The organism is Paenibacillus filicis, from assembly GCF_038070315.1.
Lineage (GTDB): Bacteria > Bacillota > Bacilli > Paenibacillales > NBRC-103111 > Paenibacillus_G > Paenibacillus_G filicis.
On the sequence record NZ_JBBPCC010000001.1, the window covers coordinates 194,172 to 217,748 of the forward strand.

At 55.3% G+C, this 23,577-nt stretch carries 19 protein-coding genes; 1 reads left to right on the forward strand and 18 read right to left on the reverse strand.

From position 1 onward, the window contains the following. Positions 1-274 precede the first annotated feature (274 nt). From pflA to WMW72_RS01005, 6 genes are all read right to left on the reverse strand, one after another. Positions 275-1,018 carry a pyruvate formate-lyase-activating protein gene (pflA, locus tag WMW72_RS00980; protein WP_341413538.1) on the reverse strand — a complete coding sequence of 248 codons (744 nt, stop codon included), beginning with the start codon at positions 1,016-1,018 and terminating at the stop codon, positions 275-277. After that, entirely contained in the window at positions 1,015-3,294 is a 2,280-nt protein-coding gene (gene pflB, locus WMW72_RS00985; RefSeq protein ID WP_341413539.1) for a formate C-acetyltransferase, read from the reverse strand. The genes pflA and pflB overlap by 4 nt, the downstream gene beginning before the upstream one ends. 33 nt (positions 3,295-3,327) lie before the next feature. Continuing rightward, positions 3,328-5,937: a bifunctional acetaldehyde-CoA/alcohol dehydrogenase gene (adhE, locus tag WMW72_RS00990; protein WP_341413540.1), complete on the reverse strand. Its 2,610-nt coding sequence runs from the start codon at positions 5,935-5,937 to the stop codon at positions 3,328-3,330. A 133-nt stretch (positions 5,938-6,070) separates the two neighbouring features. Further along, the gene (locus tag WMW72_RS00995) at positions 6,071-6,220 is read right to left on the reverse strand and encodes a hypothetical protein (RefSeq protein WP_341413541.1); all 150 of its coding nucleotides are present in this window, start codon (positions 6,218-6,220) and stop codon (positions 6,071-6,073) included. Positions 6,221-6,272: 52 nt separating this feature from the next. Beyond that, positions 6,273-6,809 carry a hemerythrin domain-containing protein gene (locus WMW72_RS01000; protein ID WP_341413542.1) on the reverse strand — a complete coding sequence of 179 codons (537 nt, stop codon included), beginning with the start codon at positions 6,807-6,809 and terminating at the stop codon, positions 6,273-6,275. 179 nt (positions 6,810-6,988) lie between these two features. Beyond that, positions 6,989-7,270, reverse strand: a complete 282-nt coding sequence (locus WMW72_RS01005) for an alpha/beta-type small acid-soluble spore protein (protein WP_341413543.1) — start codon at positions 7,268-7,270, stop codon at positions 6,989-6,991. Positions 7,271-7,422: 152 nt separating this feature from the next. On the opposite strand from WMW72_RS01005, the gene WMW72_RS01010 reads away from it, so the two are divergent. After that, the gene (locus WMW72_RS01010) at positions 7,423-8,373 is read left to right on the forward strand and encodes an SPL family radical SAM protein (protein ID WP_341413544.1); all 951 of its coding nucleotides are present in this window, start codon (positions 7,423-7,425) and stop codon (positions 8,371-8,373) included. A gap of 31 nt (positions 8,374-8,404) precedes the next feature. On the opposite strand, the gene WMW72_RS01015 is transcribed toward WMW72_RS01010, so the two are convergent. From WMW72_RS01015 to WMW72_RS01070, 12 genes are all read right to left on the reverse strand, one after another. Then, on the reverse strand, positions 8,405-9,163 hold the full coding sequence (locus tag WMW72_RS01015) for an ABC transporter permease (RefSeq protein WP_341413545.1): 759 nt from the start codon (positions 9,161-9,163) through the stop codon (positions 8,405-8,407). After that, positions 9,163-9,909 carry an ABC transporter ATP-binding protein gene (locus tag WMW72_RS01020; RefSeq protein WP_341413546.1) on the reverse strand — a complete coding sequence of 249 codons (747 nt, stop codon included), beginning with the start codon at positions 9,907-9,909 and terminating at the stop codon, positions 9,163-9,165. The genes WMW72_RS01015 and WMW72_RS01020 overlap by 1 nt, the downstream gene beginning before the upstream one ends. A gap of 187 nt (positions 9,910-10,096) precedes the next feature. Next, positions 10,097-10,729 carry a TVP38/TMEM64 family protein gene (locus WMW72_RS01025; RefSeq protein WP_341413547.1) on the reverse strand — a complete coding sequence of 211 codons (633 nt, stop codon included), beginning with the start codon at positions 10,727-10,729 and terminating at the stop codon, positions 10,097-10,099. Positions 10,730-10,783: 54 nt separating this feature from the next. Then, a complete protein-coding gene (locus WMW72_RS01030; RefSeq protein ID WP_341414080.1) occupies positions 10,784-13,204 on the reverse strand; it encodes a heavy metal translocating P-type ATPase in 2,421 nt (806 codons plus the stop codon). A 132-nt stretch (positions 13,205-13,336) separates the two neighbouring features. Next, the gene (locus WMW72_RS01035; RefSeq protein WP_341414081.1) at positions 13,337-13,657 is read right to left on the reverse strand and encodes a metal-sensitive transcriptional regulator; all 321 of its coding nucleotides are present in this window, start codon (positions 13,655-13,657) and stop codon (positions 13,337-13,339) included. A gap of 234 nt (positions 13,658-13,891) precedes the next feature. Next, complete coding sequence (locus tag WMW72_RS01040; RefSeq protein WP_341413548.1) at positions 13,892-14,929, reverse strand: CapA family protein; 1,038 nt, start codon at positions 14,927-14,929, stop codon at positions 13,892-13,894. Between the two features lie 93 nt (positions 14,930-15,022). Continuing rightward, entirely contained in the window at positions 15,023-15,877 is an 855-nt protein-coding gene (locus WMW72_RS01045) for a GGDEF domain-containing protein (protein ID WP_341413549.1), read from the reverse strand. Then, a complete protein-coding gene (locus WMW72_RS01050) occupies positions 15,874-17,967 on the reverse strand; it encodes a cellulose biosynthesis cyclic di-GMP-binding regulatory protein BcsB (RefSeq protein WP_341413550.1) in 2,094 nt (697 codons plus the stop codon). Before WMW72_RS01050 ends, WMW72_RS01045 begins: the two co-directional genes overlap by 4 nt. 17 nt (positions 17,968-17,984) lie before the next feature. After that, positions 17,985-19,235, reverse strand: coding sequence for a glycosyltransferase family 2 protein (locus WMW72_RS01055; RefSeq protein ID WP_341413551.1), 1,251 nt, complete (start codon positions 19,233-19,235; stop codon positions 17,985-17,987). Then, positions 19,232-20,809, reverse strand: a complete 1,578-nt coding sequence (locus WMW72_RS01060; RefSeq protein ID WP_341413552.1) for a hypothetical protein — start codon at positions 20,807-20,809, stop codon at positions 19,232-19,234. The genes WMW72_RS01055 and WMW72_RS01060 overlap by 4 nt, the downstream gene beginning before the upstream one ends. 24 nt (positions 20,810-20,833) lie before the next feature. Continuing rightward, complete coding sequence (gene wsfD, locus WMW72_RS01065; protein ID WP_341413553.1) at positions 20,834-22,339, reverse strand: glycan biosynthesis hexose transferase WsfD; 1,506 nt, start codon at positions 22,337-22,339, stop codon at positions 20,834-20,836. A gap of 20 nt (positions 22,340-22,359) precedes the next feature. After that, positions 22,360-23,490 carry a hypothetical protein gene (locus tag WMW72_RS01070; protein WP_341413554.1) on the reverse strand — a complete coding sequence of 377 codons (1,131 nt, stop codon included), beginning with the start codon at positions 23,488-23,490 and terminating at the stop codon, positions 22,360-22,362. Positions 23,491-23,577: the final 87 nt, after the last annotated feature.

Sequence of the window (23,577 nt, forward strand, 5' to 3'; positions counted from 1 at the left end):
GTTGGAAGCTAAGCTCATTCTAGGGGAAATCTTGCCCTGATTCCGTGACTTTGTCACCTTGGCAGACTTAAAAAAGCCTGACTGATAGCAAGAAGCCTCATGGAGATACCTCCCCAGTCTGTGTCGCACATCAACGCAGCAAGACCCCGCCGTCCCCACGGCGGGGTCTTACTGCTGGGTGCAGGTAAACGTTAAGGGCAGGCCAGATGCAAGGTTTCTTCGCTCTGACAAGGAACCGCGCTCTGCTCCAGCCCGGCCCTTCTTCCTTTCAGTCTTAGCTTTGAGGCTGGCGTAAGCTCTCAGTCCTTCCCTGGGCGATCAATTGACGCGCCCGCTCGACCTCCCTGTCGCTCGGAGTCGGGACATCGCCCAGCGGGTAGACCCGCCCGAGCTGCTGCCACTTGTAGACGCCCATCCGGTGGTAAGGTAGCACCTCGACCTTCTCCACCGCGCTCAGCGTGCCGATGAAGCGGCCCAGCTCCAGCAGGTCCCCGGCATCATCGGTAATGCCGGGGATCAGCACATGCCTGATCCACATCGGCTTGCCCAGCTCGGACAGCCTCCGGGCGAAGCGTAGAATGCGGTCATTGGGCTGGCTGGTCAGCGCCTGATGCTTCGCACGGTCGATATGCTTGAGATCCAGCAGCACGAGGTCCGTATGCGCCAGCAGTCCCTCGGCATGCTCGGGCTCGCAGAAGCCCGAGGAATCGAGAGCCGTAGGCAGATTCCAGCGCTGCTTGACCTCCCGGAACAGCTCGGCGACAAAGGGAGCCTGAAGCGTCGGCTCGCCGCCGGTGACAGTCAGTCCGCCCCCGGAGCTCCGGTAATACGGGAGAAACGACTCGATCTCCTTCAGTACAGCCGCCACGTCGACGGTACGGCCGCCCCCGGTATCCCAGGTATCCGGATTGTGGCAAAAGGCGCACTGCAGGGCGCAGCCCTGCATGAACAGCACGAACCGGATGCCGGGACCGTCTACGGTGCCGAAGGTATCGAGCGAGTGAATCCGTCCTCTCATCCGATCGAGCCGTGGAACGTCCGGTTCACGACATCAAGCTGCTGCTCCCGGGTCAGCTTGATGAAGTTAACGGCATATCCCGACACACGGACGGTAAGCTGCGGGTACTGCTCCGGATGCTCCATCGCATCGAGCAGCTGCTCCCGGTTGAAGACGTTGACGTTCAGGTGATGGCCTCCGCTCTCCGCGTAGCCATCCAGCATGGCGACAAGATTCTTCGCCCGCACCTCTTCCTCGCGGCCCAAGGCCTTCGGGATGATCGAGAAGGTGTTGGAAATCCCGTCGAGGCAATGCTCGTAAGGGATCTTCGCTACCGAGTTCAGCGAGGCCAGCGCGCCCTTGGTGTCGCGGCCGTGCATCGGATTGGCGCCCGGCGCGAACGGCTCGCCGGCTTTGCGCCCGTCTGGCGTCGTACCGGTCTTCTTGCCGTATACGACATTCGACGTGATCGTCAGCACGGACATCGTCGGCAGCGCATTCCGGTACGTCCGGTGCTTGCGCAGCTTGTTCATGAACGTCTCGGCCAGCTCGACAGCGATCTGGTCGACCCGGTCGTCGTTATTGCCGTACTTCGGATAGTCGCCTTCGATCTCGAAGTCGACGGCGATGCCCTTCTCGTTGCGGATAGGGCGAACCTGAGCGTAGCGGATCGCGCTGAGGCTGTCGGCGACGACGGATAGACCCGCGATGCCGCAAGCCATCGTCCGTACGATCTCCCGGTCATGCAGCGCCATCTCGATGCGCTCGTAGCTGTATTTGTCATGCATGAAGTGAATGACGTTCAGCGTGTTCATATACAGACCTGCCAGCCATTCCATCACTTGATCGAACTTGGCATAGACTTCGTCATAGCTGAGCTTATCCGCCAGAACCGGCGCCGTCTGCGGCCCGACCTGGATGCCGAGCTTCTCATCAACGCCTCCGTTGATCGCATAGAGCAGCGCCTTCGCCAGATTGGCCCGCGCGCCGAAGAACTGCATCTGCTTGCCGATGCGCATCGCCGATACGCAGCAGGCGATGCCATAGTCATCGCCGTAAAGCGGCAGCATCAGGTCATCCGACTCGTATTGAATGGAGCTGGTTTCGATAGATACCTTGGCACAATAATTCTTGAAGCCTTCCGGCAGCTTGGTGGACCAGAGTACCGTCAGGTTTGGCTCCGGCGCCGGACCCAGATTGTACAGGGTGTGCAGGAAGCGGAACGAAGACTTCGTGACTCGTGTCTTACCGTTCAAGCCCATGCCTCCGATCGACTCGGTCACCCAGGTCGGGTCGCCGCTAAACAGCTCATTGTAATCCGGAGTCCGCAGGAACTTCACGATCCGCAGCTTCATGACGAAATGATCGACCAGCTCCTGTGCCTGCGCTTCCGTCAGGACACCGTCCTTCAGATCGCGCTCGATATAGATATCCAGGAAGCTGGAGACGCGTCCCAGGCTCATCGCAGCACCGTTCTGCTCCTTGATCGCAGCGAGATAAGCGAAGTATACCCACTGGATCGCTTCCTTGGCGCTGCCCGCAGGGCGGGAGATATCGGAGCCGTAAGCGAGAGCCATCGCCTTCAGCTCAGCCAAGCTGCGAATCTGCTCGGACAGCTCCTCACGATCGCGGATCACCTCTTCGGTCATCGTGTCGACCTCGAGCTGCCGCAGATCGTTCTTCTTGTCCGCGATCAGCCGGTCGACGCCATACAAGGCGACGCGGCGGTAATCGCCGATGATCCGTCCGCGGCCATATGCATCCGGCAGCCCCGTGATGATACCTGCCTTACGGGCTAGCTTCATGCCGGTCGTATAAGCGTCGAAGACACCCTGGTTATGCGTCTTGCGGATATCCGTGAACACCTTGACGAGCTCTTCAGGTACCTGGAAGCCGTAAGCCTCGCATGCATCCACCACCATGCGGATGCCGCCGAAAGGCTGGACGGAGCGCTTGAACGGCTCGTCGGTCTGTAAGCCGACGATCTGCTCCAACCCCTTTTCGATATAGCCGGGACCGTGGGAGGTGATGGTGGAGACGGTGCGGACGTCAACGTCCAGCACCCCTCCATTGGCACGCTCCTTGAGCATCAGTTCACGGATATGCTGCCATAGTGCCTCTGTGGCCTCGGTCGGCCCCGCCAGAAAATCCTCGCGGCCAGTATAAGGCGTCAGATTGCGGTCGATAAAGTTTTTGACGTCGATATGCGTCTGCCATTTGCCCGCTGAGAAGCTGCGCCATTCGACCGGTCCGGTCTGCTCCGCTCCGGCCCTAGCAGTTGTTTCATGAATAGCCATGGAAGATCCCTCCTGCCCTAGTTCAAGCTTGAATTAGAATTTGCCGTAGAAAGCATTGCGGTATACATCGGCCAGCTCCTTGACCAGCGGCAAGCGCGGATTCGCGGTTGTGCACTGATCCTCGAACGCACGGTCGGCCAAATAATCGACTCTCGATTCGAAGTCGGCCGGATCGAAGCCCAGCGCTTGGAAGCTTTCCGGAATGCCAAGCGATTTGTTCAACTTGCGGATGGCTTCGATCAGGCTGTTCACGCCTTCCTCGGTCGTCTTGGCCGGCAGTCCCAGCATCCGGGCGATCTCGGCATAGCGAAGGTCAGCGATAAAGTGATCGTATTTCGGGAACGAAGCGAACTTGGTCGGCTTCTGGGCGTTGTAACGGATGACATGCGGCATCAGGATCGCATTCGTGCGGCCGTGGGCCGTATGGTACTGTCCGCCCCACTTATGCGCGAGGCTGTGGTTGATGCCCAGGAACGCATTGGCGAAGGCCATACCTGCGATGGTCGACGCGTTATGCATTTTCTCCCTTGCCACCGGGTCTGCGGTATGATGCGAAGCCTCCAGGTACTGGAACACCAGTTGGATCGCCTTCATCGCAAGTCCGTCCGTATAATCATTCGCCATAACCGACACGTACGCTTCGATCGCATGGGTCAATACGTCCATCCCCGTATCGGCGACTGCCGTCTTCGGCAGGGTGTATACGTATTCCGGATCGATGATCGCCACATCCGGCGTCAGCTCGTAATCGGCCAGCGGGTACTTGGTGTTGCCTTTATTTTTATCCGTGATAACCGCGAAGCTGGTTACCTCCGAGCCCGTACCGGAAGTGGTCGGAATAGCGACGAACTTGGCTTTCTGGCCCAGTCTCGGGTATTTGTAGACACGCTTGCGGATATCCAGGAACTTCTGCTTCAGCGAGTGGAAATCCGTATCCGGGTATTCGTAGAACAGCCACATGGCCTTGGCCGCATCCATCGGCGAGCCGCCGCCGAGCGCGATGATGCAGTCTGGCTGGAACGATCTCATCTGCTCCGTGCCGCGGTCCACCGTATCGACGGAAGGATCGGGCTCAACATCGCTGAAGATCTCGATATGCACCGGAGTCCGGCGCTTGCGCAGGTAATACTCGACCCGCTCCACATAGCCCAGCTTCACCATCATCGGGTCTGTGACGATCATGACGCGCGTGATGTCCGGCATTTTCTCTAGGTACTGCGTTGCGCCCTTCTCGAAGTACACCTTAGGCGGCATCTTGAACCACTGCATATTCACCGTACGCTCCGCAACGCGCTTGATATTCAGCAGGTTGACTGCCGTCACGTTAGCCGTCGTGGAGTTATGCCCGTATGAACCGCAGCCCAGCGTCAGCGAAGGCAGGTTCGTGTTGTAAAGATCCCCGATCGCGCCATGCGTCGAAGGCGAATTGACAATCACGCGGCCGGTTTGCAGCTTGGCGGCGAACGCCTGCACGACTTGGTCATTCTTGGTATGCACGACGGAAGAGTGACCCATCCCGCCGAAGGCGACGACCTCGGCCGCACGCTGGATGCCCTGCTCGGCATTCTTCACCTTGTAGCAAGCCAGCACGGGGCTCAGCTTCTCGGCAGACAGCGGGTACGCCTCACCTACGCCCTGCAGCTCGGCGACGAGAATTTTCGTGGTCTCGGGCACATTCAGCCCTGCCATGCGGGCGATAGCCGGTGCCGGCTGGCCGACGATGACGGCGTTGACCGCACATTTCTCCGGATTGATCACAAGCTTGGAGACTGCCTCGGTTTCCTCTTTATTCAAGAAGTAGCAGCCGTACTCGATCATCAGCTTCTTAGCCTGCTCGTAGATCGGCTCCTCCAGAATAACCGCTTGCTCCGAAGCGCAGATCATGCCGTTGTCGAACGTCTTGGACAGGATCAGGTCCGTAACCGCCTGCTTCAGATCGGCCGTCTTCTCGATGAAGCATGGCACGTTGCCCGGGCCTACGCCAAGCGCCGGCTTGCCGGTGCTGTAAGCCGCCTTCACCATCGAGGACCCGCCAGTCGCGAGCACGAGCGCCACATCGGGATGGTTCATCAGGAGCTGGGTCGCCTCGACGGACGGATGCTCAATCCACTGGATGCAAGCAGCAGGGGCTCCCGCCAGAACCGCTGCATCGCGCAGCGTGCGGGCTGCGGTTACGCTGGATTTCTGCGCCGACGGATGGAAGGCGAAAATAATCGGATTACGCGTCTTGGCCGAGATCAGTGACTTGAACATCGTGGTGGATGTCGGGTTGGTCACCGGTGTTACCCCTGCGATCACACCGACCGGCTCGGCGACTAGACGGTAATTCTCATAAGAGTTCACTTCGATCGTGCCTACCGTCTTGTTGGATTTGATGCTGTGATAGATATATTCAGTGGCGAAGATATTCTTGGTGATCTTGTCTTCGTAGACGCCGCGTCCCGTCTCCTCGAAGGCCAGCTTAGCCAGCTCCATATGACGGTCCAGACCCGCGAGCGCCATCTGTTGGACGACATGGTCGACTTGCTCCTGATCAAGCTCCAGATAGGCTTGCTGTGCTTGCAGCGCCTGGGATACCAGTTTGTTTACTTCTTCTTGAGCCGACACCTGTTGAACTTGGACTTTCGTTTCCTTCACAGCCATGGATAATCTCCTCCTGAAATTAACGGTTTCTTTGTTCGGTCCTGACGGCTAACGGCAAATCTGCAGGCTGTATATGCAGGCTATCTGAACAAGCGCGGTGCTAGGTGAAGCCGAGTAACTCAAACTCCCTGATTTACAGGCGGCTGTTTCGATCCTTAGGATCGGAGCGCTCCTCTGCAGCCGGGGATACGCGGCAATCCTCGCAAATCCACTCGGTGCCGGTTTCACCGTGCCCTTGAACCTTGCCGCAGCTGTTGCAATCGATGACTTTACGGTGTGACATGGGTCTCTCCTCCTTGAATAAGTGCTTAGGCTGGTTCCAGGATCTTGCCTGGTCAGGAAAATAAGCTGTCGATATCCGTGAGAATTTGATCCGCCATCGGGTAGACGACCTCTTCTTCCAGGTTCAGATGCTCGGTCAAAATCAGGCAAGCCTGAATGAGATGGGAAGCTGCATTTTTTACGTGAATTTTTTCACCTTCTATTGCGGGCCCATCCACAGCATCGTAGAAAGACTGCACGAACATATGCGCCAGCTCGTGATCCTTCTCCATCACCCAGATCGAAGGCAAAATCGACGGCCCCTGCACCTTGTTGAAATACCGCGTCAGCAGCGGGAACAACTCCTGCTCCTCCCAGTGTGCGTGCCGGTCGAGCGATTCCATCAGGGCGCCGATGGAAATTTTTAATTCCCCTAGCTGCAGGGCAGCCTCAGCCGCGGACTTCAGTTTGGTTACCGCGTCGCCCTGCCGGCGGATGTCCATGAGGCGTGAACGCAGCTCTTCATGCTCATCCTTGAGCCGCTCTATAGCCTCCATGAACTGGGTGGGCCGGGCGCTTTGCACATGTATTTCAACTGCCGGTGTCTGCATGCCGGAATCCTCCTTGATTTGGAATTGTCTTTATTGTAAACCCGGATTCCAGTTTTCACTGTGAAAAAAATCACTCGCCGCAAATTCGACATAACTTACATGAGAACGCCAAAAAGCCGCTCCCTCCCGGGGAACGGCTTCTGTTTTGCTTTTGCTTTTGACAAGCAATGGACTGCCTCTTATGGTTTGCGCGCCAACTGCTCCTGTGCCATCCGGATCATCTCACGCACCATGCGGCCACCGATCTGGCCGCCTATTTTGCCTGCCTGTTCGGTGGACAGCGAGCCGTTGCCGGTCCGCTGGAGGGGAATGCCTAGAGATTTGGCTACCTCGTACTTGACCTGCTCAGGCTGCGCCGATACGGAGGTATAGCCTGCGCGGTGCATCACGTCCGCCTTGAAGGCATCGAGCGCTTGTCCGGCTCCGGGCACAACGGGGTGTCTGCTTCTTCTTCGGGCCACTTGCTTCGCTCCTTTCTAGTTGTAAAGGAAATAACTTCCGGCAAGGTTTATCGAGATGCTGGGAAGAGGCATCTTGCGTTCATATGCGATTTCATTTAAACTATAAAACGAGAACAAATGTTCCTATTTTAATTGTTCGCGAGGTATGCGCTATGAAAACCACTTATGAACCGATTCACGCAAAGCAAGTGCTCAACGCGGTCCAAAGTCCCGCTATGCCGTTCGACTGGTCGATCAATCCTTACCGGGGCTGCCAGCATGGCTGTAGTTTCTGCTATGCGCGGTCTACTCATACATTTCTTGGTCTGGATGCGGACGATACATTCCAGCATCGGATCCTGATCAAGCATAATGCGCCCGAGGCGCTCGAAGCCCAGCTTCAGCGCATGTTGAAGTCGAGGAACGGCCTCGCCCGGCTCGGGAAGGTGGCTCTAGGCACAGCAACCGACCCGTACCAGCAGATCGAAGGACGAGAGCGCATCACCCGTCAGTGTCTGGAGGTGCTGGCCGCCTACCGGATTCCTGTCAGCATCACGACACGTTCACCGCTCATTCTCCGGGATGTGGATCTCTTGCATTCCTTACCGGATTGCTCTGTCAATATCAGCATGAATACGCTGGATCAGACCGTATGGCGAAGCTTTGAGCCAATGTCACCGGCCCCGTCGATGAGGCTGCGGGCCTTGGCAGGTCTGCGGGAACAAGGCATCGAGGCCGGTGTGTTCATCGCTCCGCTCCTGCCTTATCTGACGGATAGCGAGGAACAATTGCTTCCGCTCATCCAGGCAATTAAGCAAGCCGACGCTTCGTTCGTTATGGGCTCCGTTCTCCGCTTGAACAATGCCGCTGTGAAATCCTGGTTCTTCTCCGCGCTGCGGGATCATTATCCGCGGCTCACGGAGCGGTACGCCCGGCTTTACGCAGGATCGGCCTCGGCCCCGAAGCTGTTTCGCTCAGAGATTGCGGATCGGCTGGAGGCATTGCTCCAGGCCCACGGCTTATCTTCCTTTAAGCCGGTAGCCGGCCGGGAGAGCCATGATGCAACGCCGTACGACACCCATAGCACCGAGCAGAGCCCGGTGCAGCTGGCTTTTGATCTATAAGGGTTCACGCGGCAGCAGGTTGACGATTCGGTCAAGCATCCTGCTGCTGCACGATTCTCAGGTCGTCTGTGAACCACAGCCTGTAGCTGAGCGTGCTCAGCAGGATAGCCGTCAACGCTGCGGATGCAGTCAGAATGAACATGATCAGCAGTTGATACCGTACAGCCTGAATCGGATCGGCCCCGGCTACGATCATGCCCGTCATCATGCCTGGCAATTGGACCAGACCCACCGTCTTCATCCCATCGACGGTCGGGATCATACTGGCGCGCACCGCGCGCTTGAGCGAGCTTTGCACCGCCTGGCGTGCCGTTGAGCCGAGTGCCAGCAGCGCCTCCATCTCGCCGCGGGACGTTTCGACCTCCCGCTTCATCTGGTTCAGGAACAAGCCCGAGACGATCATGGCACTTCCAATCGTAATCCCGCTGATCGGAATAATGTATTGAGCGAGCGGCTCGATGATGTTCAGGCCGAGCAGCAGCGCCATCGTCACGGCTTCCGTGCAGCCGATCGACAGCCAGATTCGCAGCCGGATCCCTTTCAGCCGGCGTGTTCTTCCGCCTGCATTCCAGGCTGCGATAACGGTCATGATCAAGACCATCAGCACGATCACCCAAGGATTCCGGGCATCGAAGACGAAGTGCAGCACATAGCCGATGAGCAGCAGCTGCACCGCCGAGCGGACCGTGCCTATCGCGATATCCTTCTCCAGTCCCAGCCTCTGGCGGTTGGAGAGCAGCATGGTGAAGATGATGAAGATCAGTGTGCAGCCCAAGGCCAGATTAGACATCAGTGCCTTCCCCTTCCCGCGGAGGGCTCCGGCAGGAACTGCCGGGCCGCTTCCGTCTGCGGATCGTGGAAGAAGCTCTGGGTATCCGCCTGTTCCAGCAGCCGGCCTCCGCTCATAAACCAGACGGTATCACTGACCTGACGCGCTTGCTCCAGGTCATGCGTGATCCATAAGCAAGCCGTACCCTCACGGCGCGCCCACGCGTTCAACTCCCGCTCGACGGCTAGCTTGCTCCCCGGATCGAGCGAAGCCGTCACTTCGTCGAGCAGCAGCGCCTGCGGACGCAGCAGCAGCGACCGGATCAGAGCTGTCCGCTGCTTCTCGCCGCCAGACAACTCGGCAGCAGGCTTCTTCCAGTCCATATCGCCCAGGCCCAATGCTGCCATGCATTGCTCGGCCAACGGACGGTCGAACGGACGGCCATGCAGCAAACTGACCGTTCGCAGATTGTCCTCCACACTGCCGGGCAGCATGATAGCCTGCTGCGCCACATAGCTTACCCTGGAGCGCCATTCTTCCGGCTTCCAGGTCGCGCTGTCCGTTCCTTGCAGCAGCAGCTTCCCTTCGTCGGGAACGTCCAATCTGGCAAGGATACGCAGCAGTGTGCTCTTCCCCTGGCCGGATACGCCAAGTACCGCTATTCGCTGTCCGCCCGTTACCTCGGCCGTGACCTGCTCGAATAAATACCGGTCCGGCGCATCGAAGCGCCGCTTGGCAATCTGTTGAATCGATAACAAAACTGTCAACCTCCCGAGCCTCCCATTCTGTGCAACTTTATTATATAAGAGATTGGCAGCAACCGAAAGAGAACGATTCTCAACAAGGAGAATCGTTCTCGGATAAGTACGGATAGAATCCCAGCCTGACGCTGCAAGCTAGGACTGGAATCGAGCTACGGTAGCAGCTGTAGAGCCCACGCCCACGCGCAACAGATCAAGGGCGGCTGCTGCGGCTAAATCTCCTGAACGCGATCCTATACCCCCATAGCAAGAGGCCCAGAAACAAAACGTAGACGACTACCAAGACGGCTGTCGTCTGGGGAGAGCTCCGTACCGTTTCGCCTACGAGAGCGAAAAAGAACATCACCGGAATCTTCCCCAGGATCGTAGCCGCCATAAAAAGCAGGACCGGTATCCGGCTCAGCGCTGAATACACGTTGATGACCGGAGCCGGCATGAAGGGAATGAGCCGGGCGGTCAGCACGCCCAGAAACGGGTGCTTTTCATACAAGACGGTGAACTTCTCCATCTGGCGGAATCTGCTCAGATATTTCCGTCCCTGCTCACGAAACATCGTCCGGACGAGCAGCAGCATCAGCAACGATGCGATCGAGGAACCTGAGATGTTAAGAAGACCACCGATGACAATACCATACTTGGCTCCCATCATCCCCCCGATCACCCCGAACGGGACAACCGGTACAAAGGCGAACAGAATCGAGACCAGCAGCATCAGCGGAATATCCGAGATGTCTCCACTGGACACCCAGCTTATCAACTCATCCTTGTAGAATAGAGCTGCACCGATTAGCGCCACGTACATAAGAACGGCTAGTGCTATTTTCACATGCGTCTTCCTTTCCAGGGAGCGCAACCGGCTTTCTCCTGCCTGGATGCCAGTTTACAGCTTCGCACGCTGGAGGCGCAAAGCATTCAATACGACGGATACCGAGCTAAGGGCCATGGCAGCACCGGCGAGCCAAGGGGCCAGGAATCCCATCGCGGCTATCGGGATGCCGATAACGTTGTAGGCCAGTGCCCAGAACAGATTCTGGCGAATATTCGTCATGGTCTTGCGGCTCATCCCGATCGCATCGGGGATGCTGTTCAAGTCACCGCGCATCAGCGTCACGTCAGCTGCCTCCATCGCGATATCCGTGCCTGTGCCGATGGCAATCCCGATATCGGCAGTGGCCAGTGCAGGCGCATCATTGATGCCGTCACCCACCATCGCTACCTTGCGTCCCGCTTCCTGAAGCTTCTTGACCTCCTGCGCCTTGCCTTCCGGCAGCACCTCGGCAAGCACATGGCCGATACCGGCTTGAGCGGCAATTGCCTTGGCTGTACGCTCATTATCTCCTGTTATCATGATAACGTCGATGCCTGCCTGCTGCAACCTTGCCACAGCCTCGGGCGAAGTCTCCTTAATCGTATCGGCCACCGCGACCATGCCCGCATACCGGCCGTCCACGGCGACCAGCATCGCCGTCCGTCCCGCTTCCTCCAGGCGGTTCATCGCTTCGTATGCCGAATCTGCGGCAATACCGAACTTAGCCATTAGCTTACGTGTTCCGATGAGAAGCGTGCTGCCTTGGACGACCGCCTTAATCCCGTAGCCTGGTATGGCTTCGAACTGTTCGGAAGCAGGCAGAGTAACACCTCTAGCCATGATCCCTGCAACGATAGCCTCCGCAAGCGGATGCTCCGAATGCTTCTCCGCTGCCCCGACCCAGGCCAGGAAACGTTCCTCTTCCATACCTTCCGTTACGACGATATCCGTCAGTTCCGGCTTTCCTTTTGTTACCGTACCCGTTTTGTCCAGGATAATGGTATCGACCTTATGCGCAGCCTCCAGATGCTCGCCGCCCTTGAACAGAATCCCAAGCTCCGCCGAGCGGCCGGAACCGGCCATGATGGAGGTCGGCGTAGCCAGCCCCAGTGCACATGGGCAAGCAATAACCAGCACGGCAATCGCCTTCTCCAGCGCGCCTGAGAAGCTCCCCGGCTCGACGCCGAAGTACCAGACGCAGAAGGTCAGCACCGCAATCCCCACGACAATCGGAACAAAGATGCCCGAGATCGAATCGGCTACGCGCTGGATCGGAGCCTTGGACCCTTGCGCCTCCTCCACAACCCGAATAATCTGAGCCAGTGCGGTATCCTTGCCTACCTGTGTCGTGCGGATGCGCAGAGAGCCGTTCTTGTTGACCGTTGCTCCGATCACCTTGTCCCCGACCGACTTTTCCACCGGAATGCTCTCACCGGTCAGCATGGATTCATCAACCGACGACGAGCCTTGCTCAACCATGCCATCTACCGGGATCTTCTCTCCCGGCTTCACGATGACCAAGTCTCCGGCTACGACTTCCTCGACCGGAACCTGTAGCTCCTGCCCGTCCCGGATGACGAGTGCCGTTCTAGCCTGCAATCCCATCAGTGTGCGGATCGCTTCGGACGAGCGGCCCTTTGCCAGCGTCTCGAACAGCTTGCCCAATAGAATCAGTGTAATCAGCACAGAGCTGGTCTCGTAGTACATATCCACCATCAGATGCCCACCGGCACTAACCGATTGGAGGGTCAGATACAGACTGTAAAAATACGCAGCCGACGTACCGAGCGCAACCAATACATCCATATTCGCACTGCCGTTGCGCAGCGCCTTGTAAGCCCCAATGTAAAACTGCCATCCGATGATAAACTGGACGGGCGTCGCCAGCGCGAGCTGGAACCAGGGGTTCATGAACAGCTCAGGCAGCCAGATAAACGAAGTGAAGGAGAAGTGACTCACCATCGCCCACAACAGAGGCAGGGAAAGCGCCGCAGAGACTATAAGCTTCCTCTTCTGCTTCTTGAGCTCTTGGGCCCGGCGGTCCTCCGGTTTCTGATCCGCTTGCTTGTGAGCCGCTTCGTAGCCGAGCTGGGAAACCTTCTTCACCACATCCGATATCCCGACGTGGGCCGGATTATACTCGATGTGAGCGGTCTCCAGCGCCAGATTCACGGTTGCCTTATCGATGCCCGGAAGCTTATTCAGGCCCTTCTCGATACGCGTGGCGCAAGCCGCGCAGGTCATGCCCGTAATCTGAAAATCTGCCGTTTCCCTCACGGTCCCATAGCCGAGCGCTTCGATCTTGCCTTCGACCTTGGAGCGGTCCGTTTGAGCAGGATCATAAGTAACCGATGCCTGCTCCAGCGCAAAGTTCACCGTTGCTTCGGAGACCCCTTCCAGCTTGCCCAGTCCCTTCTCAATCCGGTTGGCGCAGGCGGCGCAGGTCATCCCTGTTACTTGCCAGGTTTCTTGGCGTTGTCCGGCGGTTGTCATAACTAACACCTCTCAATATACCCCTATAGGGTATGTATTTAAGTAAAAAAATAATCTTCTATATAGAGAAGACAATCGAACGGATCACTCATCTTGTATAGAAAGCCGATGAGGAAGCAGCGCATACGCCTCTTACTTCATCAGCTTATGAACGGTAACGAGCAGCTCGTCAAGTACCTCATGATCGCCGGACTGAATCCGTTCCACCACACAGGATTTCATGTGGTTTTCCAGCAGCAGCTTGCCCACACCATTCAGCGCGGATTGAATCGCAGCCATCTGATTCAGAATATCATCACAATATACGTCCTTCTCGATCATTCCCTTGATCCCTCTAATTTGCCCTTCGATCCGGTTCAAACGCGAAGTTAACGCTGCTTTAGTTTGATCCGAATGATGGCTCTTGCGAACGGCTGCGGACTCGCAGCCGGATGCTTCGGCTTTGACGGCCATCGCTTCTTCCGTCACAGGAATGTCCATGTCCGGGTCCCCCTTCTCCTTCTTATATACTCAATATAATATACCCCCCATCCCTATGTCAAGTGACAGGCAAAAGAATCACCGATTCTTCTTTTCCTCTCATTAACTGTCCTTCACACGAAACTCATGCTTACAAAAGCAAAAACCTCTGCGGCAATGCCCCAGAGGTCGGTGAACGGATCTTATCAAATTCAACTGCTTACACCTCTACTTCACCGGCCGATGCACAATCTCCATCGTCTGCTTCGCAGCAAGCAGCATGGCCTTCCGCTCCGCCTCGCGCATTGAGCTCGGCTGATAGCGACCTGCGATCGCCATTTCCCGGACTGGGATCACCTGGTATGTCATGTTCCCGGCAGCGGCTCGGGCCCGGCGCACCCAGGTCGGCACATATTCCAGCGATTGCAGGCGGGTACCTGCGGCGTCTTTTTCAATCGTCGCCAACAGCATCAGTCCATGTCTCGTGGCCGCTCGGCCCATCAGCGTCGTTGAGATAAAATTGCCCAAGGAATAGATCGCTGCCTGGCCGCTGGAAGTCCGTATGGCGGGCTGCACGACATGAGGATGCGCCCCCAGGATCAGATCGGCTCCGCCCTCCAGCAGCTTCCCGACAAGACGCTTCTGTACCGCAACCGGCTTGTGCGTGTACTCTTTGCCGAAGTGCGGGCAAACGATCGTGTAATCCGCCTGCTGGCGCGCCGCGGCCAGCTCGCGCAGCATCTGCTCCTCATCCAGCAGGTTCACCATCCAGGCCTGCTCCCGTGCCAGCGGCAGCTTATTGGTGCTCTTGGAGTAAGATAGCACCGCGATTCGTATGCCCTTAATATCCAGCAAGAGTGGCTGACCCGCCTCCGCCCGGCTGCGAAAGGTTCCCGTATGGGCGATACCTTCCCGGTCCAACATATCCAGCGTGCGGACCAATCCCTCCGTCCCGCGGTCCAGACAATGATTGTTCCCGGTGACCAGTACATCAAAGCCCGCCTCACGGAGATCCGGGGCGAGCTGTTCGGGAGCATGGAACGTATAGAAGCGCGTCTTCGGATGCCGGTACGTAAACCTGGCAGGCGGCCCGCCCAGCGGAACCTCCAGATTGCCGATGGTCAGATCGGCCTTCTGCAGCAGCGGCGCCGTATACCGGAAAACCGGCGCAAAGTCATAGCTCCCCATCTCCCGCCGCGCTGAGCGGACGATCGACTCGGAGATCAAAATATCGCCTACAGCAGCAATCTGCACAAGGGTCGACATCGGGCGTCCCTCCTTCTCGGAATCATCCTATTCAAGAACGGGCATGACCGTTCCGTCTGGAAATCCCGAGAGAAGGCCGTGACCTCCCCGAGCTTACACATCAAACTCCAGCTGCTTCTTGGCCTGAGCGATGAACGCAACCGGTGTCGAGATGACATCCTTGTCGTATTCGATTGCGCCGATTTTGAGGGCCAGCTCGACTTTATATTTTTGTGCAAATTCCGTACTATTCAATTCGTCAACCCGACTCTTCAAACGGTCGATGACAAAGTTCGCTCCCTCCCGATCCGTGAACAGCAGCATGCCCCAGGTCGGATTGTCCCGATTAAGCAGATATAGGGAATCATTGGTCCGGATGCTCGTCTGGCTGATCTGGGACAGATCATGGACGGCATTCATCAGCTTCTCCTCACTGATCATGCGCCGGATCTCATCCCAATACTTCACACTGAGCACGAGCAGCGTCAGCGGCATATGATATCTCACGGACAAAGCCATGAAGACGGTCGCATCGTTCTGAAAGGACAAGCTGTTTTTCAGGCTGGTTGTTTCGTCCATCGTAGCCAGCGAGGCGTTGGCCTTCTTCAAGTCTTCATTCTCGGTTTGCAGCTGCTTGTTAGCCAGTGTAAACAGCCAGGTGGCAATCGTGAAGACGGGCGTCATGATAAGCCAGAAGTAATTCTGGGTGCCGACCAATCCTCCCTCCACAACCGTACGATACAGGGTATAGGTACCGTAGCCGAAGACAAATACAATATTCAGCATCAAGCCTGTCGTCACCGTCGTAAAATAGGTGATAACCGCGATCAGAAAAGCCAAATTCAAGAAAATAATGTTCTGGATGTACAGATTCGGATCGGCCGCCGTAAATACGATGCTGATAAAGCAAGCGATGAACAGCAGCAAGAATGCGCCATCCGATACCGTGCTGCCTTGTATCCGCCTCATCGTCCTCGCCCTCGCTTCGTTTTCTTCTTATGCTTGCGGATCATCAGAATCAGGGAGACGAGCACCAGAACCAGCACCAGTACCGCAGCTATCGTAAAACTGACGACATCCTTGCGGGCCAGCACGTCGCCCAGAACCGAGGAAGGCTCGGGCTCGGTCAGTTTTTTGAAGCGGAAAGCCTGAGTCTTTCCGTCCTTATCGGTCACGACCCCATCCCCGAACACCTTCCACAGCGTTCCTTCTGTAGCTATGAGCTTAGAAGCCAAGTAAGCATACTCTTGTCCGCTGCCTGTAATAGCCAACAGACCGTAACCTTTATCATAAGGCGAGTCGATCAACTGCAGGGAACCGATCCGCTTCCCGTAGTCGGCATCGATGCTCATCTTCTCATTGGACAAGAAGCCTCCTCCGCTGGGATCATAACGGAAGTACAGCTTATCATTATTATCCCGGATAACCTTGTTATCCTTATAGCTGCCTATAGCAATAATTTGCCGACCCTTAAGTACATCTGCTCCCGCTTCATCCCCGTAGAAACGGATTTCTCCCGTGTTGGTCTGCGCATATTGACCGAGCAGATTGAACAGACTGGTCAGCGCTTGATACGTATAAGATTCGCGCTTGCCTGGGAGTACCACGGCAACTTGATTGAAACTGCCGTCTCTCAGGAATGGATACGGGTAATTGTTGAACAGCAAATCGGCTCTGTCCTTCGTATTCAGTTGCAGCATGGAATCCTTCTCGATGAAAGCCCACGGCATCTGATCCTGATTTTCAATACAGCTCATATTGCTTTTCAGTTCCAGGTCGAAAGCAACGGTTACGGAGAAATTGCCGGAGATGTTGAGGTTCTTGGGTATGGGTAGCGACAGATGGTCTCCGTCAGCCAACTCCGTAGACAGCCTCTTGCTGCCGATCGGTGTCTTGTCAATCAAGACGGTCACCATAGAGCGGTCCATATCCAGGTTCTTGGCATAGCGGAAATCGATACTCAGCTTGCTGGCATCTGCTATAGAGCGGTTGCCGGGCAGCGGGACAAAGTAGGTTTTCTCTCGGTGCATAGCTCCAGTCAGTTTATCTCCGGTCTCGGTCAGTGTCACATTACGGCTCACATTAACGGCCGGAGTCTCGACCTCGGTTGAAGAATCAACCACTTTCGTATTGGCATCGATTTGCCCAAGCAGCGCCTGGTTGGCCACCAGACGGCCTGCCTTAACTAAGAGTCCCGCATCTCGGGAGGTCACAACCAGCGTAGGCTGGGTACCCAGATTCACCAATTGAAGAAGCGCCTTATCCTGAAGCTCCGCCGTGCTCAAGAGAGCCTTCAGATCCGTCGGCAAATTATCGTACAGGGACACCAGCACAACAGCTTGCTTCCCCTTCACTTTATCCGGCCCGTATTCCAGCAGAGGAATCGTACGGGACTTCAGTGAATTGGCCTTCGCAAAGCCGGTCAAGGCATAGGTAGCAGCTTCCAGCTCTGCAGCATCGCTTCGCTCAGATACGGCTATAGCATTGAGAGATTCATCGACCGTATCGAGGCCAATAAAGTGCCGATTGAAATCACGGATGCTGTCCTTCATGGCATCATTGGCATACTGTACGGAAATTCGAGAAGTCTCGAAGACCTGCAGCCACTTTTCCCGCGTATCGGTCGGCAGGCAGGCAAGGTTCAGATTCGTCTCGGTCGACTCCAAGTTACCTTGTACCGTAACCGTATTGACGCCTTCGGTCAGCAGTGAAGTAGGAACCGTTACCGTGAGCTGCTGCTTCTGGGCGTCACTGATGACCGGTCTGAACGAATGAAAGGGCGTACCGTTCAGAAACAGCGTTACGCTGGAACGGTCGCTCTGCGTCAACGGCGATGCTTTATAATCGAGCTGAATCTGGACAGCATCGACCTTCCAATAATTTTCGATCTGAAAAAACTGCTGGAAGGACGATCCCCCTCCGTATAAGGACGAAGCGGCAAACATCGTTCCATACGTTTTTCGGGCGGCCTGCCCCTCCTCTGCTCCCTCGGCATGGACTGCAAGCGGAAGCAGCAAGGCCGAGCAAAGCACGGCTGTCAATATCAATCGTTTGTTCACAAGTCTTCTCTCCTGCCTTAGAAGCGTTCGGTTTTGTACCATTTTACTTCTCTTTTAAACACCAGATCCTTCAAGTAAGCATACATGCCGTAAGCCGCTACCACCATCCACAGCTGACAGTAAGAGACGTACATTAGCATGATGATCCACACATTCGAGAGCCTCATCTCGCCTTTTTCCGTGACGAGGGTAATGAAGGTACCGACAATAAACAGAGTGATCGCCAGCAGCCATAGAAAGGAGCTGAACCCGGCAATCGTCGTCGTAACGAACCCTAGCGCGTTCAGAATAAGCAGCAGATCGGACATGATGAGCGAGGTAAGCAGTAAAAAATAAATCGACAAGAAGTAAAGAATATCAAACCGGATAATTTTAGCTGTCGGGTCAAACAATAAACGGAGATTTTTGACAATAACATAGATATTGCCCTTAGCCCAGCGCGTGCGCTGCTTGAACCACACCTTGACCGTTTGCGGCTCTTGCTCCCAGGTGACCGCCTTCGGCTGAAATTTGATCCTGTAGCCCATCATATAAATACGGAAGCTGATTTCGGTATCCTCCGCAATCGCCTTCACGTCCCAGCCGCCGATCCGTTCGACGATCTCCCTTCTCATAATGAAGTTCGTGCCTGGAATGGTACACAGCTTGAACAGCTTCCAGCGCCCGGCCTGCGCCATCCATTGAAAAGACAGCGTCTCGATATTGATAAAGCGTGTCAGCAGGTTAGCGTCCCGGTTGCGTGTGCGGAATTTGCCGATCACCGCCCCAAGCTTCGGATCATGCATAATCTCCGAAACCAGATAGAGCAGCGCTTTTTTCTCAGGGGTGTTATCCGCATCATAGATCGCGATCAGCTCTCCCTTGGCCAGGGCGAATCCGAGGTTTAACGCATTGGATTTCCCCTTTCCTCCTGTAACGGAGTCGGAATTCAATATCGTAAGGTTGCGCCCGGCGTACTTATGCTGGAGTTTGCCCAGCAGATCGCTGCTGTTATCCGAGGAGTTATCGTTAATTACAATAATCTCGTACCGGTCGTGGGGATAATGCAACGCCAGCAAGGCCTCGACGGTCTGCGTAATCACCTTGCCTTCATTGTGGGCGGGTACCATAATCGTAACGAAGGGCGCTTCCCCGACAAGCTCGGGGACCGCCTGGTTCTCCAACTGGATGTAGTATAAATAGCCCGCCACAATCAGCACGACATTCACCAGCAGAAGCGACCAGATGCAAATCACAGAAATCAGCATGAACAAATCTGCTAGGGTCATAGTTTTCTCTCCGGATGGATATATTTGCGTTTGTACAGCCGATACCCGACAATCAGGAATCCGCCGAAAATCATCAGCGTGGTGATGATTAATACAATAAATATATTATTTTGAACGGTGAACAGCGTATCCAAGCTTTTCGGGCCTTCCTGAATGTACGTATGGTTAGAATCCACACTTTCCATAGTCGTGTTTAATACGAGCGTTCTTCCGTTAATCTGTAGAATCCCCCGGCTTGAACGGATGTCATGCTTGTCCGTGCGGACCGCATGCGCCGTGTTCTTATAATCGCCAAATGTTCTCCAGTCGCTTTGAAGAGTGGCCACCGTTTCCTTCAACTGCTGCTCATCCTGTGGAAACCGAAAGACAAGAGCCGTGTTCATTGGGAGCGGCTCCCCGCTTCTGGCGGCTTCGCCGTATGCCTCCAGTTTCCCCGACTCCACCGTGTAGAAGGAGGTTGCAAAGGTCTTCGCCGTATCCGTAGGCGCCCGGTACATGACCCGCTCATTAGGAAACATCACAATCGAATCGAAGAAGGACATGCCTCTCGCCGTGTAGTGCTCGTCGTACGTCCAGTACATCTCCGCCCCGATCCCCAGCGGTGCTATGCCATGCTCGGCCAACACATCGATGAACGACGACATCTCATCCTTCAGCGTGGTGATGTTCTGGCTGATGGTCGAGGCCACGAACGGTGCATTGACGACCAGACTTCCGTTGCGCGACTGCACATACTTCAATGTCTCCATGTAGCGCTGCATAGCCGGATAATCAAAGTTGCTGAGCACCGGCTGGATACTGGCAATGAAGGGGATGCCCGATTCGTACAATTGATCCGCCAGACGCTTCAGCAGACCCAGATCGGAGAACGGATAGATGTCCTTGAATACGGCATAATACTGGCTCTGTCCGTCAGACGCCAGCCAATCCTGGAGCAGATAGGAGAGCCCCAATTCGCTCAAATTCCCCTTTTCCAGGTAAGGTACGTACCCATAGCGGCCGTTGGCCACTCCGTAAGGAGATGGCTTGGAACGGCTGCCGGAGCTCCAACTGCCGTACGCCTTACCCGCATAGCGGACGATATACGGCAATTGCTCTACGATCATCGGGGACTGGGAGAACTGTCCCAGCGTGAGCCGGGCCGTATCTCGCCCGCCCGGTTCCTCCTGAAGCTCCAGTGCCTGTGCAGCTTGATCCGGTACATGCTGCCCAACGTGAAGATAGTGGCCAGAGTAAGCCGCAAAGTCCCGGTCAAAGACAGCAGGCAGTTCGGGAAGATCCTGCGCATTGCGCACGGCAATGAGGTAGTCATATTTCTTCAAGGTGCCCGCTTCATACCGGTCGAAGGAAGTCAGGGTCACCTGGACGCTGAACGCTGCAAGCAGTCGCTGGATTGCCTCTACATTCCCTTCCTTGCGGGTCTCCAAGGACAGGCTGTCGTAGATCAGCAAAACCTGTTTCGGCGGAGAGTCTTGATGAATACCGTTAGCGGAGGCCTGGACGGAGAAGCAAGCAGACGCAAGAAGGAAACAGAGCGACAACAGGAGCATCGGTATGGCCTTCTTTCGAAGCATGGGCTTCTCCTCCTAACGATAAGATTAAAGAGCAAGTTCAGGCTCGGCTTCAGGCTCATCCTCAGGCTCGGCTGGCTGAGCTCCCCAAAGTCTGCGGGCTATCAGATCGGCTATTGTGAGGAAGGAGACGAGATCAAAGCTCGCTGTGAACAAAAATTCATGCTTGGATAAGTCCGCATCCCCTGCCCCGATGATCGAAACCAGAATGCCAGACAATCCTACCAGTATCATCATTGTGATAAGCGGCAATCTCAGGACCAGCCTCATCCTCCGGGCTCGAATCGCAGCGATGAAGGAAGGCATGTACAGTCCCATGACGACGAGTGTCCAGATGATGATGAAACCGAAGGTTTTGGGAGCCAGAGCATCCTTTAAGAGGCTGTATCCGGAGAAGAACACCGTCTGTGTTCCGAAGGGCTTGCCCACCGATATCTCGTAATTCCCCATGGCCGGCGGACGAATCGTAAAGCCGCTGCGTGCCGCCAGATTGAGCATTTTACCTGCTTGATCGGGATGAGTAAGATAGTAAGCGAGAATCGAACCGAAGCCATACTGGCTGTAGAACTCCTTGTCCAGCAGCTCGGAATCAACATCCACGGTCGTATAAGGATGGTAATAAATACTTCGGTTCAGCACCGCGAATTGTTTATCGATGCCGAAGGCTTTCAGCGTAGCCTCGGGATCGGGCGAATCCATAAGTACTCCGCGGGTCATCGCATGATATTTATTGATGTTGACGAATTCCTTCGGGATCAGTACGTACGTGCCAATTCCGACGACAAACAGCCCGATCAGTATAGATGCCGTCAAGCTTTTGTAAGCTCGGCCCCCGCGGATCCAGACCAGGACTACGCCAACTATTGCCATGATGACACCCACCGGCGCATTTTGCTGCTTACTGGTCGTCAGGAGCAAGGCGCTAACCGCGAACACAGCCAGCATGGCGTAGTCATTGTATCTCTTCCGATACAGCAGCAATCCGGATGCTACTACGAGCATAGCCATAATCAGAACGACACTTTCGCTGTAGAAAGAACTGAAATATGCCGTATAGCCGGTATCCGCAAACATAAAAATTGCCAAGGCAGCAATCGAATAACCAATCCCTCTAGAAAGCTTCCAAGTGACTGCTTCCACCAGCAAGTAGACAGCCGCCGTGTATAACACCGTATAGATCGCGGCCTGAAACCGGATATCGAACACCTCGGTGCTATGCAGCATACCGTTAAGAAACATGGCCATATGAATAAACAAGGACTGGGATGAGAACAAGGCTGCTCCGTTTTCATTAAAATATTGAAGCAAGCCGTATTGCTTGACGAAATACCCCAAGTATTGGCTGTTATAATCCGGAGCACTGAAATACAGCCCGTTTCCATACAAAATTCGGAAATAGTCTCCATTATCCGCCATCCCGATATAGGGAGGCACAAATAAGGCGATGGTCGTTATTAAGAACACCCCGGCCGCAGCTAATGCCGCGGGCGATACCCATCGGGTGAACCAACGTATGATGTTACCCGCTGACATGCTGCTAGCCTTCCTTCCAGTTAGTATGCGTACGCTAGTAAAGCCATCAGATTATCAAAGGAATACGCCTGTCCAGACCCCGTATCCCCAAAGCCCCCATGCAGCATATTGCCGCTGTCCAGCACCTGGAATTCATTCATTCTCCGGATGCTATCCTCATACAAGGAACGGTCTCCGAGCTCCGCTCCGATCATCGCGGTTATCGCATAGATCGCAGTCGAACGGATATCCGTGGTTGGCTTGCCTTCCTTCGTGTATTGCCCGTACAGGGTACCTGCCTTCACTTGGTCCTTGATAAAACGAATACTAGAGGGCTCATGCTGCCGGATTTCGGCAAGGGATAGAATCGTCAGGAGAGATTCCACGGTATTAATCCGCTCTGAGCTATAAGCGGCTTTCTGGTACTCATAGCGAGTTTCATAGAACGGAAAGTTATCGCCTAAATATCCTTTCTTACTAATACCCAGCATATTGGAAATAAACGCAGCTTTGGGCTTGTCTGCGATCGGTAGAAGCTTCAAGGTCTTTAGATCAATATAACATAAAGTGATGGAATCGTTGGTTATGTGATAGGTATTATCATAAAAATCGTACAAAAGTCCGTCTTTGACGTTATGCTCATAGAACCTTTGCCCGTACGTTTTCGCCTCCGATGTATAGGTATCGTCCTGGAAAACCTGCCCCGCTTCATAGAGACTGCGGATAATCCGCAGATCATCCACTGCGGCATTCACCGGATATTTCTTGCTAAGCAAGGGGCTGTACCGGTAGCTAAAGCCAGACGGTAGATCGAAGATCTGCTTCGTCCTTGCCCACATCCCGTCATACATGTCCCGCTGTCCGGTCAGCGCGTAGTAGCGCAGCATGAAACCGGACGACTCGCTAAGCACCTCATGCCCGGTAGCCATCTCCGCAGATTGTCCGGTATCCTTGAGGTTCGTGTAGATGCCGTCGGGTCCGGTCAGGCGGCCTTGGATAAAGGCCACCAGGGCGTCACGCTTGCTATTCATATGAGCCTGATCTCCATATCCCCCCGCCGGCAGCAGGGAACCAGATTCTTCTGTTGGTTTAGACGTCCGGACAGGCTCACAGCCCGTCAAGACAAGAAACAGCAATAAGCTGCTCAAGCCGATAAAGATACCTTTGCTCATGGCGTGCTGTTCTCCTACTGTGTACTCTCGGTCAATCTCAGATGCGAACAAAAATAGGTCTTTGTAACTATTAATATATCATATCTC